Source organism: Agrobacterium vitis, assembly GCF_037039395.1.
Lineage (GTDB): Bacteria > Pseudomonadota > Alphaproteobacteria > Rhizobiales > Rhizobiaceae > Allorhizobium > Allorhizobium vitis_E.
Genome location: NZ_CP146242.1, coordinates 3781539 through 3798719, shown reverse-complemented (window position 1 = coordinate 3798719; position 17181 = coordinate 3781539). Strand labels below are relative to the sequence as shown.

At 57.9% G+C, this 17181-nt stretch carries 16 protein-coding genes; 11 read left to right on the top strand and 5 right to left on the bottom strand.

The annotated features are described in order from the left end of the window. Positions 1-19 precede the first annotated feature (19 nt). Genes V6582_RS20115 through V6582_RS20105 form a run of 3 tightly spaced genes read left to right on the top strand, consistent with a single transcriptional unit; the run spans position 20 to position 1594 of the window. Positions 20-436: a DUF4279 domain-containing protein gene (locus V6582_RS20115; protein WP_337739375.1), complete on the top strand. Its 417-nt coding sequence runs from the start codon at positions 20-22 to the stop codon at positions 434-436. Between the two features lie 10 nt (positions 437-446). Next, positions 447-1022 carry an AAA family ATPase gene (locus V6582_RS20110; protein ID WP_156634020.1) on the top strand — a complete coding sequence of 192 codons (576 nt, stop codon included), beginning with the start codon at positions 447-449 and terminating at the stop codon, positions 1020-1022. 2 nt (positions 1023-1024) lie between these two features. Further along, entirely contained in the window at positions 1025-1594 is a 570-nt protein-coding gene (locus V6582_RS20105) for an AAA family ATPase (protein WP_156634018.1), read from the top strand. A gap of 15 nt (positions 1595-1609) precedes the next feature. On the opposite strand, the gene V6582_RS20100 is transcribed toward V6582_RS20105, so the two are convergent. Then, entirely contained in the window at positions 1610-2935 is a 1326-nt protein-coding gene (locus tag V6582_RS20100; RefSeq protein ID WP_156634015.1) for an MFS transporter, read from the bottom strand. Positions 2936-3178: 243 nt separating this feature from the next. Here V6582_RS20100 and V6582_RS20095 point away from each other — a divergent pair, with 243 nt between their 5' ends. Then, positions 3179-3631 (top strand): type II toxin-antitoxin system RatA family toxin, encoded by a 453-nt coding sequence (locus V6582_RS20095; protein ID WP_156541647.1) that lies wholly within the window; start codon positions 3179-3181, stop codon positions 3629-3631. On the opposite strand, the gene V6582_RS20090 is transcribed toward V6582_RS20095, so the two are convergent. The 3 genes from V6582_RS20090 to V6582_RS20080 all read right to left on the bottom strand — a co-directional run bounded on the left by V6582_RS20090 (position 3616) and on the right by V6582_RS20080 (position 6221). Further along, positions 3616-4371, bottom strand: a complete 756-nt coding sequence (locus tag V6582_RS20090; protein WP_156634013.1) for a hypothetical protein — start codon at positions 4369-4371, stop codon at positions 3616-3618. The two genes, V6582_RS20095 and V6582_RS20090, sit on opposite strands and share 16 nt — an antisense overlap. 129 nt (positions 4372-4500) lie before the next feature. Then, complete coding sequence (locus tag V6582_RS20085; protein WP_156634011.1) at positions 4501-5001, bottom strand: CinA family protein; 501 nt, start codon at positions 4999-5001, stop codon at positions 4501-4503. Beyond that, on the bottom strand, positions 4998-6221 hold the full coding sequence (locus V6582_RS20080; RefSeq protein WP_156634009.1) for a bifunctional 2-C-methyl-D-erythritol 4-phosphate cytidylyltransferase/2-C-methyl-D-erythritol 2,4-cyclodiphosphate synthase: 1224 nt from the start codon (positions 6219-6221) through the stop codon (positions 4998-5000). The genes V6582_RS20085 and V6582_RS20080 overlap by 4 nt, the downstream gene beginning before the upstream one ends. A gap of 165 nt (positions 6222-6386) precedes the next feature. On the opposite strand from V6582_RS20080, the gene dusB reads away from it, so the two are divergent. From dusB to hflX, 7 genes are all read left to right on the top strand, one after another. After that, positions 6387-7385 carry a tRNA dihydrouridine synthase DusB gene (gene dusB, locus V6582_RS20075; protein WP_156634007.1) on the top strand — a complete coding sequence of 333 codons (999 nt, stop codon included), beginning with the start codon at positions 6387-6389 and terminating at the stop codon, positions 7383-7385. After that, the gene (locus V6582_RS20070; RefSeq protein ID WP_156634005.1) at positions 7382-8551 is read left to right on the top strand and encodes a two-component system sensor histidine kinase NtrB; all 1170 of its coding nucleotides are present in this window, start codon (positions 7382-7384) and stop codon (positions 8549-8551) included. The genes dusB and V6582_RS20070 overlap by 4 nt, the downstream gene beginning before the upstream one ends. Further along, entirely contained in the window at positions 8548-9999 is a 1452-nt protein-coding gene (gene ntrC / locus V6582_RS20065) for a nitrogen regulation protein NR(I) (protein ID WP_060715579.1), read from the top strand. The genes V6582_RS20070 and ntrC overlap by 4 nt, the downstream gene beginning before the upstream one ends. A gap of 206 nt (positions 10000-10205) precedes the next feature. After that, positions 10206-12485 carry a sensor histidine kinase NtrY-like gene (locus tag V6582_RS20060; RefSeq protein ID WP_156634003.1) on the top strand — a complete coding sequence of 760 codons (2280 nt, stop codon included), beginning with the start codon at positions 10206-10208 and terminating at the stop codon, positions 12483-12485. Beyond that, positions 12475-13839, top strand: a complete 1365-nt coding sequence (locus tag V6582_RS20055; protein ID WP_156634001.1) for a sigma-54-dependent transcriptional regulator — start codon at positions 12475-12477, stop codon at positions 13837-13839. Before V6582_RS20060 ends, V6582_RS20055 begins: the two co-directional genes overlap by 11 nt. 193 nt (positions 13840-14032) lie before the next feature. Next, complete coding sequence (gene hfq / locus V6582_RS20050; RefSeq protein WP_003539403.1) at positions 14033-14275, top strand: RNA chaperone Hfq; 243 nt, start codon at positions 14033-14035, stop codon at positions 14273-14275. Between the two features lie 184 nt (positions 14276-14459). Beyond that, a complete protein-coding gene (gene hflX, locus V6582_RS20045) occupies positions 14460-15809 on the top strand; it encodes a GTPase HflX (RefSeq protein ID WP_156633999.1) in 1350 nt (449 codons plus the stop codon). Positions 15810-15831: 22 nt separating this feature from the next. Here hflX and V6582_RS20040 read toward each other — a convergent pair whose 3' ends face one another. After that, entirely contained in the window at positions 15832-16902 is a 1071-nt protein-coding gene (locus V6582_RS20040; protein ID WP_156633996.1) for a hypothetical protein, read from the bottom strand. Positions 16903-17181 lie beyond the last annotated feature (279 nt).

Below are 17181 nucleotides of genomic sequence, written 5' to 3'. Positions count from 1 at the left end.
GATTGGTCATTTGGCGAGCGTGAGGCGGTTTAGGATTTCGCTCAGGCTTGCCGGTGATGATCTTGATCCAGGTGAAATCACCAGCCTTCTAGGCGTTGCGCCGCATCTCGCCTATCGTAAGGGAGAACATTGGAAAACTCCAAAAGGAAAGCCGCTGATTGGCAGGACCGGCTTTTGGAGTTTTCATGTCGATGACTTCGAAACGGATGATTTTGAAGAAGCGATTTTCGACCTCCTGTCGAAAATACCGGTCGCTCCTGACGTTTTTCGGACGCTTGCCAGCAGGTTCAAGGTGGAGCTTTTTTGCGGTCTCTTTCTTGATGAGTATAATGCAGGCGTGGGACTATCGCCCGCTGTCATGAAGCTGTTGGCTCAGCGTGAAATATCCCTTGATCTCGATATCTACTCCTTTTCCGGCGCGGAAGAGGAACACTGAGAGTGGCGGCATGGTTTTTTACGTCGAAAATTTCACTGCTGCTGCTGTTATGTGTCGGGATGCCAAGCGCATCTGCGTGATCGGCTGCTCCGGCAGCGGCAAGAGCACGCTATCGCAAATTCTGTGTAAGCGGCTGGGCCTCGATTATATCTCCATGGATCGCGACGTCTTCTGGCTACCCGGTTGGAAGCTGAGGCCAAGGCCGGAAGCGCTTGAGTTGATGCAGCAGTTCGTGGCCGGTGAGCGGTGGATTATCGACGGCAACAGCCCCGGTAGCCTGCCAGCCCGGCTGGCGCGCGCCGACATGGTGATCTGGATGCGTCCGCCGCGCCGCGTTTCGATCTACGGTGTTCTGTCGCGTTGGCTGAAACATCGCGGAACGGTCAGGCCAGAGATGGCGCCGGGATGTCCTGAAAAGATCGATTGGCCGTTTCTTCAATATGTCTGGAATTTCGAGGCGAAAGAAGTGCCGCAGTTTCAGGTGCAGTTTGACAATGCGAGGGCCGATCTTCCGGTCGTCGTTCTCAGGTCGCACCGGCAGACCAACGAGTTTCTAACGGCTTTAGGCGGGTGCCAGCGGAGGTAGACATGGTGCGTTACGTGGATATGTCCGCTGCCGCCGATCTTCTTGGCCGCAGCAACAGGATCATGGTTGTCGGTTGTTCGGGAGGTGGCAAGACCACCTTGTCGCAGAAACTCGCGTCTCGCTTTGGGCTCGACTATCAGTCGATCGATCGGGATGTCCGGTGGCTTCCCGGCTGGCAGCAAAGAGATAGGCACGCTCAGCGAGACATTCTTGGTGAACTCGTCTTACGAGAACGCTGGGTGATGGACGGGAGTGGCCCTTCGACGTTCGATTTGCGATTACCTCGGACAGATCTGGTGATCTGGGTAAAAATGTCTCGGATGGCTTGCCTTCGCGGCATCGCGGGGCGTGTGTTGCGCAACTATGGAAAAGTCCGCATTGCCATGGCCGAAGGCTGCAAGGAGCCGTTGCCTGATCGTGAGTTCCTTTCTTACATCTGGAATTTCGAGCGCAAGCACGCACCGATCTTCGTCCGTAATTTCGATCTTCACGGCCCCGACGTTCCGGTTCTGGTGCTGAAATCCCGCAGAGAGGTCGCGCGTCTTCTCGACCTCGTCGGCGCTTCGGGGTAGGGCGCTTCCTCCGCTTTATGCCGCGAAAGCTGCCGTTGGTTGCCTGCGGCTGGAAAGCACCAGCAGCGTCATGGCGGAAACAGTGGAGGCTCCCATGATGTACCATGCGACGGATGCGGCGCTGCCTGACGTGGCCACCAGCCAGGAGGTGATGATCGGGGTCATCGCGCTGCCCAGCACGCCGGCCAGCATGTAGCAGATCGACAGCCCGGTATAGCGCACGCCGGTTTCGAACAGCTCTGACAGAAAGGTGGCAATCGGTCCAAAATTGGCAGCAAAGGCTGTCATCATCAGCAGGAAGCCGAGAAGCACGCCCGGCAATCCACCGTGGTCCATCAGCCAGAACATCGGGAAAGCAAACAGGATCTCGGCAAAAATCCCGGCGAGAATGACATTCCGGCGACCGACCCGGTCCGAAAGCGCGCCAAACACCGGCAGAAGCACAACGCAGACCGCGCAGGCGATCAGGATCATCGCCAAGACCTGCCGTTTGGGAAAGTGAAGCGTCTGCGTGCCGTAGGACAGGCCGAATACCGCGATGAGATTGAAAGACGAGCCGATAGACAGGGTGGCGAATCCGCCGAGCAGAACCTTTGCCCAATGCCGCCGCATGAGATCGGCGAGCGGCAGACGTTGCGTCTCTGCCTTTTGCCTGTGGCGGGCGAATGCTGGTGTTTCGCTTACCGACATGCGGACATAGAACCCGATGGCGACGAGCACGATGCTGATCAGAAACGCCACCCGCCAACCCCAGAGCAGGAAGCTCTGTTCCGAGAGAACCGAGGATAAGACCAGAAAGGCGGAATTGGCCAGAAATGTACCAGCGGGAACGCCGATCTGCACCCAGGAGCCGTAAAGCCCGCGCTTGTTTTGCGGTGCATGTTCCACCGCCAGAAGCACAGCCCCGCCCCATTCGCCGCCCAGCGCCAGCCCCTGCAAAAGCCGCAGCACGACGAGGAGAACAGGCGCCCATACCCCGAGTGTTTCATAGCCGGGCAGCAGGCCGATAGCGAATGTGGCAAGACCCATCAGGCTCAGCGAGAGCATCAAAGTCGATTTTCGCCCCAGCCTGTCGCCGAAATGGCCGAAAAGGGCTGCGCCCACCATGCGCGACAGATAGGCGGATGCAAAGGTGCTGAAAGCCAGCAACGTGCCCACCAGCGGATCGACGCTGGGAAAGAACACCTTGTTGAATACGAGCGCCGAGGCGGTGGCGAAAATGAACAGATCGTACCACTCGATTGTCGTGCCGATCACGCTGGCCAGCATGATCCTGCGCAGGTCCTTGCCCTGGAGAGGTTTAGGGATGGCTATAGTGTCGTTGGTCGAGGGAGCGGCCATTGGCGGTTCCTTGCTAAAATAATTCGATTCTAAAACAGTTTAACGACTTTTTGACTTTGAATGAGGGAAGGCTAGCATCTCAGGGAAGGCGTTGCCAGCAACCGGAAATTTCGGTTTCAATTTGCCGTGAATTTTTATCAGGATGATATTTCCTGGTGCCGTTTTGAGGAATTTCCTGGTAAATTTTCGAAACCACAGGCGCGACTTCTTGATCTTGCCGTTGCGCAGGATTAAGTGCGGCTTATGCCGAAGTTTGAAACCCGCCGTATTGTCCAGCACTCAGCCGATCGCATGTATGAGCTCGTCGCCGATGTCGAGCGCTATCCCGAATTCGTGCCGCTTTGCGAGGAGCTTGCCGTGCAATCGCGCAAGGAGCGCGACGGCAAGACTTTGCTGATCGCCAATATGACCGTGGGTTACAAAGCGATCCGCGAGACCTTCGTTTCTCAAGTGTTGCTGAAGCCGGACGAGCGGGCTATCGATGTCAAATATCTGGAAGGCCCGTTCAAATATCTCGACAATCGCTGGCGTTTCGAAGATCTCGGCGACGGCACCTGCGCGGTGAATTTCTACATTGATTACGAGTTCAAAAGCATGATCCTCGGCGCCCTGATGGGCTCGATGTTCGACCGGGCGTTTCGAATGTTTTCCGAGGCGTTCGAGACCAGGGCCAATAAGGTTTATGGGACCGCCTGAGTGCCCGAACCTATCGGTCGTTTCTCGATGTAATGTCCGTAAAGCGTGGTGATGACGGATAGGCTAATCATCATCAGGAAAGCGCTGGACATCGTTTCCCATAATATACTGAGGACGATGGGGCCGTCGCGGAGCAGATATGTTGTCACCAGAACAGGAACGGCGATGACATACAGCATCACAGCGACACCGAGACAGGCGAGATTTTCCGCCCGGGTGGCATCCCAAGCCTCTCTTATTGTCATGGATGTGCCAACTGCCGCGCTGGGCAGAAGCGTCGAGAGACGCATTGCCATGGTGATAAGCCCGAAAGTCGCGACAAATGACAGAAAAATGAAAGCTACGTCCAGGAATCTGATGTCGCGGGCAATAAGATTGAACAGGACGATGGGGATGGCGACCATCATCACCAACAGGCCAATCAACAGGCCTTTCAAGAAGTAGGATACGATGCGGGCACCATGAAATCGCGGCATAAGCCGTGGATATTCATCAATCAGGATAAAGCGATGCCAGGCGACCGCGATCCAAAGATAACTTACGAAGCCGAACAACTCAGAAACGACAAGCATAGCCCGCAAAATTCCGTCGTTCTCAGAGGCTACGAAGCCCGCATAAAAAATAGTCAGGGCCTTAAGCGATAAGGCTATTGCAATAAATGGTGCCGTAATCCTTACCGCGGCGAACCAATTGTTAAACGTAAGCTTTAATGCGTGTTTGAAAATCTTCCAAAACTTCATCCAAATTCACCTGTTAAATCGGGTGACGCAAATAAAAACGTTAATTCAATAGGAACATACCATACGGCAGCACCGTACCTGTTTTACTCTTCACCGCTGGAGATAGAGTAGCGCGATGCGCAATCAAGTCTAATGCTGCTGGATATCCTGGAGTAAGGCGAGCGCGGTTCTTATGGTCGCCAGGCGGATCGCTTCGCGCCCATGGTTTTCATAGTGCATTTCCCGATGGCAGGCTGCGCCTGTTCGCGACAGTGCTGCGATATGCACCAGCCCCACCGGCTTCTCGTCACTCCCACCGCCCGGCCCGGCGATTCCGGTCACTGCAACCGAAATGGAGGCGCCGGAGCGGTAGAGGGCGCCGTGGGCCATGGCCAGCGCCGTTTGGCGCGACACGGCGCCATAGGTTTCCAGCGTCAGCGATGGCACGCCCAGCATGTCCATCTTCGCCTGGTTGGAATAGGTAACGTAGCCGCGATCCACCACGGCGGATGATCCGGCGATTTCGGTCAGCAGGCCAGCGATCAGCCCGCCGGTGCAGGATTCGGCGGTGGCAATGGTCAGGCCGCGTCTGATGAAGTCTTCAATGATGGTCCGGGCGGCCTTTTCCAGATCGTCGGGAAACAGGCTCATTGTGGCTTTCCCTGGAAAACCACAGTCGCAGTGGCAATTGCCGCAATGCCTTCGCCCCGACCGACAAAGCCGATTTTCTCATTGGTCGTGGCTTTGACCGAGCAGCGGTCCAGCGCAATGCCGAGAATCTCGGATAGTTTTTCGCGCATGATCTGGCGATGCGGGCCAATTTTCGGTGCTTCGGCGATCAGCGAAATATCGGCATTCATAATCGTGCCGCCCGCTTCGCGCACGATGTTTGCGGCATGCTCCAGGAAGATCCGGGATGCGGCACCGCGCCATTGCGGATCTGACGGCGGGAAGTGGTCGCCGATATCGCCAGCCCCGCAGGTGGCCAGCAGCGCATCGGTCAGCGCATGCAAGGCGACATCGGCATCGGAATGGCCGCTCAAGGCCTGGTCATGGGTAATAAAAATGCCGCAGAGCGTCACACCATCGCCCGGCACCAGTTGGTGGACATCATAGCCATTGCCGGTGCGCACATCGGGCAAGGCGTTATGGGAGAGGCGGGCATCGGCCATTTCAAGATCCCGTTTCACGGTCAATTTGACATTGTCAGGCGAGCCTTCCACCAGATGGACCGTCAGTCCAGCCCATTCGGCGATGGCTGCGTCATCGGTAAAATCGTCCCGCCCGGCGCTTGCTGCGTGCTCATGAGCAGTCGTTATCTTGTCGTAGACGAAGCTCTGCGGTGTCTGGGCTGCAAAAAGCCCGGCGCGCGCCACGGTATCGACGACTCGGGCATTCTCATCGCCACGCTTGAGCGTATCGGCCACCGGCATCGCGGGCAAGACGGCATCGGCACCATCATCAAGCCGGGCGATAATCCGTTGCAGCATCGGCTGATCGAAAAACGGGCGGACCGCGTCATGGATCAGCACATAATCCGGCTTTTGATCCCGCAAGGCTTTCAACCCAGCCAGAACCGATTGCTGCCGTGTTTTGCCGCCGTGGGTGATGATCAGCGAGGCAGCGAGCTGCGGATAGGGGGCGAGAGCCTTGGCCAGCAAAGCCTCGTCATCGGGATGAATGACGACGATTAGTGCTGCCTGTGGGAGAAGATCTGTAAAGCCGAGCAGGCTATGGACAATAACAGGCTTTCCGCCGATCCGCCGATATTGTTTCGGCCCCTCGCTGGAGGCGCCAGCGCGCTCTCCCCGGCCTGCCGCGACCAATATCACCGCTGTTGACCTTGCCCCGTCCGCTTGAATATGCACCATGTCATTCCAGTGTTTGAAACAGATTTCCGCCTGTCTAGCGGTGCGGTTAAAAGTTTTCCAGCATTTGCCCGAAAAATTGTCGGTATCGCTTGGAAAGAGCTTGGCAATGATCTTTTTTATGTCTAAAAATCGGGCAAATTAGTATCTTGCCCGAAAGTTAGACAATTGCCGCAGCCGGATCTCCAGACAGGGTTTAGCATTGCCTCGGTTGCTATTCGCAACCGCGTCGTGCTTGCGCCGATGTCCGGCGTCACCGACCTGCCGTTTCGGCAATTGGCCTTTCGCCATGGGGCAGGGCTGGTGGTGACGGAAATGGTTGCCAGCCGGGAGCTGGTGTTCAATGCGGCGGAAAGCTGGTCGCGGCTGAAAGGTGCGGGCTTGACGCCGCACATGGTGCAACTGGCCGGGCGCGATCCGCATTGGATGGCGGAGGCCGCGAAAATTGCCGAGGCCAATGGCGCCGATATTATCGACATCAATATGGGTTGCCCTGCCAAGAAAGTCATCGGCGGCTATGCCGGATCGGCGCTGATGCGCGAGCCGGAGATTGCGCTGGCGATGATCGAGGCGACAGTCAAGGCCGTTTCAGTCCCTGTCACCGTCAAGATGCGGCTTGGTTGGGATTCCGATTCGATCAACGCACCGGACCTGTCGCGCCGTGCGCAGGATGCCGGCGTGCAGGCGATCACGGTGCATGGCCGCACTCGCATGCAGTTTTACGAAGGCCGGGCCGATTGGGATGCGATTGCGGCCGTGCGTGAGGCGATTTCCATTCCGTTGATTGCCAATGGTGATATCGACACCCTTGAAGATGCGCAGGAGATCCTGCGACGGTCTGGCGCCGATGCGCTGATGCTGGGGCGCGCCTGCCAGGGCCGTCCCTGGCATGCGGGTGTGCTGGCCGGTCATGCGCCACCAAGCGCGGACGAAATTCCGGCGATTGCCGTCGCCCATTACCGCGCCATGCTGGATCATTACGGCGCGCATGTCGGCGTTCGCCATGCGCGCAAACATGTCGGCTGGTATCTGGAGCGGCATGGTGTGCAGCTTGATCCTGCCGAAAAGACTGCGCTTATGACATCGAAAGATCCCGACCATGTCGCCGACCGCCTGTTTGCGGCGCTGGCTGGCGCGGCACCAAGACCGCTTGAGGAGGCCGCATGAGCAGTGATACGAAACCCGGCGATGGCTCGGGGGCTGGCCCAGCCGCTGGAAATGTATTGGCGATGGCCGTGCTCAACGCCATCCAGAACCCGGTGGTCATGGTCAATGGCGAGGGACATATCGTGTTTGCCAATTGGGAGGCCGAGGCGTTTTTCGGCGCCAGCGCCAGCCATCTCGCCCGTCACAAGATTTCCACCTTCATTCCGTTCGGCAGCCCGTTGCTGGAATTGATCGACCAGGTGCGGGAGCGGCGGGCGCCGGTCAATGAATACCGTGTCGATCTCAGTTCCCCCCGGCTTGGCCAGGATAAGCTGGTCGATCTCTATGTCGCACCGGTCACTGTAGAGCCGGGCGCTGTTGTCGTGGTGTTTCAGGAACGCTCGATGGCCGATAAGATCGATCGCCAGCTCACCCACCGCGCCGCAGCCCGCTCCGTCACCGGTCTTGCCTCGATGCTCGCCCATGAAATCAAGAACCCGCTGTCCGGCATTCGTGGTGCGGCGCAATTGCTGGAAAGCTCTGTTCCCCCAGAGGATCGCAGCCTGACCCGGCTGATCTGCGATGAGACCGACCGGATCGTCTCGCTGGTCGACCGTATGGAGATCTTTTCCGACGAGCGGCCCGTGGACCGGACCTCGATTAATATCCATTCGGTGCTGGACCATGTGAAGGCCATCGCTCAGGCGGGCTTTGCCCGGCATCTGAAGATCACCGAGAGCTATGATCCATCGCTGCCGCCGGTATTTGCCAACCGGGATCAACTGGTGCAGGTGTTTTTGAACCTGATCAAGAATGCCGCCGAGGCGGTGGGCGACCGGGCCGATGGCGAAATCCAGCTGACCACGGCCTATCGCCCCGGCATAAGGCTGTCGGTTGCCGGATCGCGGGAAAAGATCTCGCTGCCGCTGGAATTCTGCGTTGCCGATAACGGTCCGGGCGTGCCGTCAGACCTTTTGCCGCATCTGTTCGATCCGTTCATCACCACCAAGACCAACGGCTCCGGCCTGGGGCTTGCGCTGGTGGCCAAGATCATCGGCGGCCATGGCGGTATTGTTGAATGCGACAGTCAGGGCAACCGGACACTATTTCGCGTGTTGATGCCGGTTTCCAAGGAAACGGTTGATGACGACGCTCCCCTTGCGAAATCCGTGGGAAGATCAAGATGACAGCCACTATCCTTGTTGCCGATGACGATGCTGCGATCCGCACCGTTTTGAACCAGGCGCTGAGCCGTGCCGGTTACGATGTGCGCATCACGTCGAATGCCGCGACCCTGTGGCGCTGGATTTCAGCCGGTGAGGGCGATCTGGTCGTCACCGACGTTGTCATGCCGGACGAAAACGCCTTCGATCTCCTGCCGCGTATCAAGAAGGCCCGGCCCGACCTGCCCGTTTTGGTGATGAGCGCCCAGAACACCTTTATGACCGCCATCCGCGCTTCGGAAAAGGGTGCTTACGATTACCTGCCCAAGCCTTTCGACCTGACGGAACTGATCGCCATTATCGGCCGGGCCCTGGCCGAGCCGAAGAAAAAGCCGGCACGGCTGGGCGATGACATGCAGGACGGCATGCCGCTGGTTGGACGCTCGGCGGCAATGCAGGAAATCTACCGGGTTCTGGCCCGGCTGATGCAGACCGATCTGACGCTGATGATCACGGGCGAATCCGGCACGGGTAAGGAATTGGTCGCCAAGGCGCTGCATGATTACGGCAAGCGCCGCAACGGTCCCTTCGTGGCGATCAATATGGCGGCTATTCCGCGTGACCTGATCGAATCCGAGCTGTTTGGCCACGAAAAGGGTGCGTTTACCGGTGCGCAGAACCGCTCCACCGGACGTTTCGAGCAGGCCGAGGGCGGCACACTGTTTCTGGACGAAATTGGCGATATGCCGATGGATGCCCAGACCCGGCTCCTGCGCGTTCTACAGCAGGGTGAATATACCACGGTTGGCGGGCGCACGCCGATCCGCACCGATGTGCGCATCGTCGCCGCCACCAATAAAGACCTGAAACAGTCGATCAATCAGGGCCTGTTTCGTGAAGACCTTTACTATCGCCTGAATGTCGTGCCGCTGCGCCTGCCGCCGCTGCGCGACCGGGCGGAGGATATTGCCGATCTGGTGCGCCATTTCATCCAGCAGGGTGAGAAGGAAGGTCTGGACGCCAAGCGATTCGAGCAGGAAGCGCTCGAAGTGATGAAATCCTATGCCTGGCCCGGCAATGTTCGTGAGTTGGAGAACCTGGTGCGCCGGTTGATGGCGCTTTATCCACAGGATGTTATCACCCGCGAAATCATCGAGCAGGAACTGCGCTCTGACATCACCGACAGCCCGCTTTCCAAAGCCGGTTCGGGTGGCGGTCATATGACCATTGCCCAGGCGGTCGAGGAAAATATGCGCAGCTACTTCGCGTCCTTTGGCGATAACCTGCCGCCGCCCGGCCTTTACGACCGGGTTTTGACCGAAATGGAATATCCGCTGATCCTGGCGGCCCTGACCGCCACCCGTGGAAACCAGATCAAGGCCGCCGATCTTTTGGGTTTGAACCGAAATACGCTGCGCAAGAAAATCCGCGAATTGGGTGTTTCAGTTTACAGAAGCTCGCGTAGTGCTTGACATTCGCCTGACAAGCGTTGCAATTTCGCCACAATGCGTTGCTCAATAGCAACGGTGGAGAGCTTTAACGGTAAGGCTTCGTTTCGTGATCCTGCGTCTTCGGTCGTGGGAAGCGGTTCTGTTTGCATCCCGTGTAGTCAGGGTACAGCAGAGACTTAGTTCGCCGATAAGGCATCTCATCTTTCCGTTTGCGGAGACGAGACTGGATGAAAACGCGGCGGCCTGCAGGGCGGACCGAAGAGGAAGCAGCACTGACACTGCTGCAGGAGCGCAAGTCCTCCTTTGCCTTGCCAGGCCTGATTCTGGCCGGGGGCGCGCTGGCCTGTGCCATGTTCACCCTGCCGGTCCTGCTTGGCCTCACCCCGATTGCGCCGACCTCGAATGTGCTGATCGGTTCGGTGGTCATCAATACGCTTTTCGTGCTTGGCCTGCTGTTCTTGATCGGTCGGGAAGTCAGCCGTCTCGTCAAGGCACGGCGTCGGGGACGGGCGGCGGCCAGGCTGCATGTGCGCATCGTCGTGCTGTTTTCGATTGTGGCGATTACGCCAGCAATCCTGGTGGCGATTTTCGCCAGTATTACCCTCAATGTCGGTCTGGATCGGTGGTTTTCCATCCGCACCCAGAGCATAATCAACTCATCGATGAATGTGGCTCAGGCCTATATGCTGGAAAATGCCAGCTATTTGCAGGGCCAGACGATTTCCATGGCGACGGATCTGGAGCGAAACCGGCCGTTGTTCTTCCTCGACCGCACCGGTTTTATCGAGTTGATGACCCGTCAGGCCAAGGGGCGCGGACTGTTGGGCGCCTTTCTGGTTCGCAAGGACGGCACACCCATCATTCAGGCGGATATTTCGACTGAAAAGCCGCTGCCCGCCATTCCGCAGGATGCGTTGGACAAGGCCGCTGCTGGCCAGCCGACGCTAATCCCGCCAGGTGTTACCAATCTGGTCGGCGGGATCATCAAGATGGATTCGCTGAGCGGCGCCTATCTCTACACCATCCGTGCCGTCGATCCGAAGGTCATGCGGGCAATGCGTGAGATGGAGGACAATACCGCCGAATACAAAGCGATGGAGGAGGGGCGCACCACGCTGCAAATCGCCTTTGCCGTCCTCTATCTCGGCTTTGCATTGATCGTGCTGCTGGCTGCCATCTGGACTGCGATTGCGGTTGCCGACCGGATCGTTCGGCCGATCCGGCTGCTGATCGGCGCTGCCGACAATGTCGCGTCAGGCAATATGAATGTCGTGGTGCCGGTCAGGGTTGCCGATGGCGATGTCGGCAGCCTGTCGCGCACCTTCAATAAGATGATTTCCCAGATCCGCACCCAGCGCGATGAAATTCTGGAAGCCAAGGACGAGGTCGATGACCGCCGCCGCTTCATCGAAGCAGTGCTGTCGGGCGTCACCGCGGCGGTGATCGGCGTCGAGGACGACGGTAGGATCACCATCGTCAATCCTTCGGCGGAACTGTTTCTGGCGCGCGGCGCCGATCAATTGCTGGGCGAGAAGCTGGAAACAGTTGCTCCGGAAATCAACACGGTGTTTGCCGAAGCCGGGCTTCGCCATCGCGGTGATTTCCGCAAGCAGATCAATCTGGTACGCAGCGGCAAGGAGCGGACCCTGTCGGTGCAGGTGACGCGCGAGGAAACCCGCAATGCCACCGAATCCTACGTGATCACGCTGGATGACATCACGGATCTGGTCATTGCCCAGCGCTCAACCGCTTGGGCCGATGTGGCGCGCCGTATCGCCCATGAGATCAAGAACCCGCTGACCCCGATCCAGCTCTCGGCAGAGCGATTGAAGCGCCGCTTCGGCAAGCAGATCGCCAGCGAAGACCGGCAGGTCTTTGACCAATGTACCGATACGATTGTCCGTCAGGTCGAGGATATCGGCCGGATGGTCGATGAGTTCTCGTCCTTTGCCAGGATGCCGAAGCCAACCAAGCAACCGGCCGACCTGCGCGACGTCTTGAAGGACGCAATCTTCCTGCGGGAAATGGGCCATAGCGATTGTGAATTCATCCGCGACGTTGGCGAGTTTCCGCTCGAAGGTTCGTTTGATGCCCGTATGTTGGCCCAGGCCTTCGGCAATCTGATCAAGAATGCGGTGGAAGCAATCGAGGCTGTGCCTTCCGATGCTGAAAAACTGCCGGGCCGGGTGTGGATCAGGGCGGCAACGGACGAGGGGCGTGACGGTTTCGTGGTGGATATCATCGATAACGGCAAGGGACTGCCGGTCGATAATCGCCATCGCATTCTGGAGCCCTATATGACAATGCGGGAGAAGGGCACGGGCCTCGGCCTCGCCATTGTCAAGAAAATCATTGAAGAGCATGGCGGTCAGCTTGAATTGCATGATGCGCCGGCAGAATTCGATGGTGGACGCGGCGCGATGATCCGCGTCGTGCTGCCGCGACAAGCCGGGGCAGCCTCTGCCGCCACTGAAGAACATGATAAGGAAGCAGCTTATGGCCTCTGACATCCTGGTGGTTGACGACGAGGAAGACATTCGCGACATCGTCTCGGGTATCTTGAGCGACGAAGGACACGAAACCCGCACGGCGCATGACGCCGACAGCGCGCTGGCGGCGATTTCCGACCGGGCGCCCCGGCTGATCTTTCTCGATATCTGGATGCATGGCAGCCGGTTGGACGGGCTGGCATTGCTGGACGAAATCAAGGCCCGGCATCCCGACCTGCCGGTGGTGATGATTTCCGGGCACGGCAATGTCGAAACGGCGGTATCGGCTATCAAACGTGGCGCTTTCGACTTCATCGAAAAGCCATTCAAGGCCGACCGTTTGATCCTGATTGCCGAGCGGGCGCTGGAAAATTCCAAGCTGAAACGCGAAGTGACCGAACTGAAGCGTCGCACCGGCGATGCCAATGAGCTGATCGGCAGTTCGGTAGCAGTGTCGCAACTGCGCCAGACCATCGAGAAGGTCGCACCGACCAATAGCCGGATCATGATCGTCGGCCCGTCCGGCAGCGGCAAGGAATTGGTGGCGCGGATGATCCACAAGCGCTCGGCCCGTTCCGCCGGGCCGTTCGTGACACTGAATGCCGCCGCCATAACCCCTGACCGTATGGAAGTGGCGCTGTTTGGCACCGAAGGCGGGCCCGGTCAGTCGCGGCGCATTGGTGCGCTGGAAGAGGCGCATCGCGGTATCCTCTATCTGGATGAAGTCGGCGAAATGCCGCGCGAGACCCAGAACAAGATCCTGCGGGTGCTGGTCGATCAACAATTCGAGCGCGTCGGCGGTTCCAAGCGGGTCAAGGTCGATGTGCGGATCATTTCCTCCAGCGCCTATAATCTCGAAAGCCTGATTGCCGAGGGCCGGTTCCGCGAGGATCTGTTTCATCGGCTGGCGGTGGTGCCGGTGCGGGTGCCGCCGCTGGCGGAGCGGCGCGAAGATATTCCCTTCCTCGTCGACATGCTGATGCGCCATATCGCCGAACAGGCCGGTATTCGCCAGCGCAAGATCGGTGAGGACGCGATGGCGGTTTTGCAAGCCCATGACTGGCCGGGCAATATCCGCCAATTGCGCAACAATATCGAGCGGCTGTTGATCCTGACCCAGAACGATGGGGCGGATGTGCCGATCAGCGCGGAAATGCTGCCGACGGATCTTGGCGAAATGCTGCCGAAAGTCTCCGGTCGCAGCGATTACCAGATCATGACCTTGCCGCTGCGCGAAGCCCGCGAAATGTTCGAGCGCGATTATCTAATCGCCCAGATCAATCGCTTTGGCGGCAATATTTCCCGGACGGCGGAATTTGTCGGCATGGAGCGATCGGCGCTACATCGGAAGTTGAAGTCGCTGGGCGTTTGAGCTGACCTGGGCGTTGGCTGGAAAGGGAAACCGCGGCAATTCGACAATGAATTTGCTTGGGGTTTTCCCGATTGCGGAACGACTTCCGATTTGATACCAAACATGACTGATGGGCATTTGGGGAAGCCTGTCCAAAAAAATTAGAAAATTGCAACCGGTACCCCCGACCGGCAAGATAGAAAGAAGCGGCGCCATGGCGGAACGTTCTCAGAATTTGCAGGACCTATTTCTCAATACGGTTCGCAAGCAGAAGATTTCCCTCACTATTTTCCTGATCAACGGCGTGAAGCTGACCGGCGTCGTCACCTCGTTCGATAATTTCTGTGTACTGCTGCGTCGCGATGGGCATTCCCAGCTCGTCTACAAGCACGCCATTTCGACCATCATGCCGGGCCAGCCCATGCAGATGTTTGAAAGCGAAGAAGCTGCTTCTTAAATTTCGTCATTGCGTTCTTTAGCATTGTGCCGATTCCCGTTTTCGGCACGATGCTATAGTGGGAACAGAATGGGTTGCGCTCCGTTGACGAGGCGGAGACAATCCATTTTCTGCGTTTAACAACAGGACAACGACTATAGCCAATCGAGACACCACATCCGATAGCATCATTCCCGAACAGGAAATGCACCGCGACGACATGCGCGCCGTGGTTCTTGTTCCTGTGTTGAAGCAGGCCCGTTCCAGCGAAAAGGCCTCGGCTGAGCTTGGTCCGACCACGACGCGCAGCCACGAGAGCAGGCTGGAAGAGGCCATGGGGCTTGCGCGCGCCATCGATCTGACAATCGTGCAAGGCCTGATCGTAATGGTCAACCAGCCGCGTCCGGCGACCCTGATCGGCAGCGGCAAGATCGAGGAAATCAAGGCGCTGCTCGATAGCCATGATGCCGGTCTTGTCATTGTCGATCATCCGCTGACGCCGGTGCAGCAGCGCAATCTGGAAAAACAGTGGAACGCCAAGGTCATCGACCGCACGGGTCTGATCCTGGAAATCTTCGGCCGCCGCGCCTCCACCAAGGAAGGCACGTTGCAGGTTGATCTCGCCCATCTGAATTACCAGAAGGGCCGTCTGGTGCGCAGCTGGACCCACTTGGAGCGCCAGCGCGGCGGTGCGGGTTTCATGGGTGGTCCCGGCGAAACCCAGATCGAGGCCGACCGGCGGATGTTGCAGGACCGCATCGTGCGGTTGGAACGCGAACTGGAGCAAGTGGTGCGCACCCGCCAACTGCACCGCGCCAAACGCCGTAAGGTGCCGCATCCGATTGTTGCGCTTGTCGGCTACACCAATGCCGGAAAATCGACGCTGTTTAACCGGATCACCGGGGCAGGCGTGTTGGCCGAGGATATGCTGTTTGCTACGCTGGACCCGACGCTGCGCCGCATGAAGCTGCCGCAGGGCCGCACCGTCATCCTCTCGGATACGGTTGGCTTCATCTCGGACCTGCCAACCCATCTAGTTGCAGCCTTTCGTGCTACGCTTGAAGAAGTGCTGGAAGCGGACCTGATCCTGCATGTGCGTGACATGGCCGACCCGGATAACGGTGCGCAGGCAGGCGACGTTTTGCGGATTCTCTCCGACCTCGGCATCGATGAAAAAGAGCGTGACGAACGCATCATCGAGGTCTGGAACAAGATCGACCGGCTAGAGCCGGAAGCGCATCAGGCTATTGCTGAAAAAGCAACTGGCCGGAAAAACGTGATGGCCGTTTCCGCCGTAACGGGCGAAGGGGTCGATGCGCTGATGGCCGAGATCGCTGAGCGGCTTTCCGGCGTGGTAACGGAAACCACGGTGATTTTACCACCAGACAAGCTCTCGCTGATCTCCTGGGTCTATGAGAACACCATGGTGGACAGCCGCGAGGACCGGGACGACGGTTCTGTTTCCCTAGACGTGCGCCTGTCAGAACAGCAAGCAAGCGCGCTGGAGCGCAAGCTTGGCCTGATACAGCCGGTTCGCACCGAGGATTGGGACTGAAATAGCCCAGATTAGCGCTAACCTATTCTCCAATCAGGCTTTTCAGATCGGCGTCCCCCGCATAGCGATCAAAGATTGTCATGGTGCGGTCGCGGATGGACGCCGGTATGATTTTTGCACGATACGGGAGGCTTTTGTCGGCCATTATGGTGTTGGCAGCTTTCTCATCGGTCAGTGCCTGGGCAATGGCCGTCGCGTCAGCCTGATGACTACCAATGAAATCGGCAATTTTCTCGGCCAGGGGTAACGCATCTCCAAGAATATCCTTTTCATAGGAAATCCAGAGCGGCTTCACCTGTCCACTCGCTTCGCATTTCTGCCAACTTGCGACAAATTGCGCATACCAGACGGCTTGCGCGTCTACCAGCAGATCCAAGCGTTTCTCCAGGGGCAGGTCCTGATAGCAGGCGGGCAGTCCATCATCGAAAAAGCCTTCACCCATGCTGTTCTGCAAGCCTCTTGCTTGCATCAGCGCGTCATCCGTGCAGATCAGGGAAACGAAGAAGTTGCGGATGGTAACGATTGGCCTGATGCCATAGAGCGCCATTTGTCGGGCAACATAGGGTGTGCAAAGCACCGGATGCTCCGCTACATATCCGACACCGTCCAGCCCGTTGCGCTGCAAGGCCAGTTCGTCCAACTCTTTTGAGCTTAGATTGGCTCCAAACAGGGAGGCGGAATAATCCGAATAGGCCATGGTGACGAGATTGGCTGAGCGCAGCCCGAGCGTCTTGCGCAGAGCATGTCCGACAATGTCTGCCGATCCTGGCGTGCCCGCCACAAGCAGATTGAGATTTTTCGCCCGATGAGCGGTCAATCGCGCCTGAAATACTGTCTCGGCAAACCGACCAAGGCAAAGTTTGACGTTTTCTGCCACATCCTTATCCATGTCGGGCAAGAAGAACGGGTGAACATGCGACAACGCCACCGTTGCCTCCTCGAGGTCTTGCGGCGCGAGTTGCGCAAGGAACTCCGTTCCCATCCAGCATGCCGTCTGCACATCCGGGATACAGGAGAGAATTTGCATAAAATGGGCAATATCTTCGGGCTGCGGTGCCTGTCCGGGTGGTCGAGACTTGACGTGTACGTTCATAATCCAAACTCCATAGCCGCGTGGCCGTTCCGATGATGATGCGGAACGCGTTTTAATTATTGAAGATAATTATATATTATAACTTGTGCGAAGCCGTCGAGTGGCCGTCAGCGAGTGATGCGATCAGTAGCGCGAATTTCAGCAAATCACCGTTTCCGATGGGACCTACATCTGACTTTCCGATACATCGGCGGAAATGGTCAAACACTGGGTTCTTATGCGGCGAGATGTTGGGAATGGGATGTAACATACTAACCCCGCCAAACATAACGATCGCGC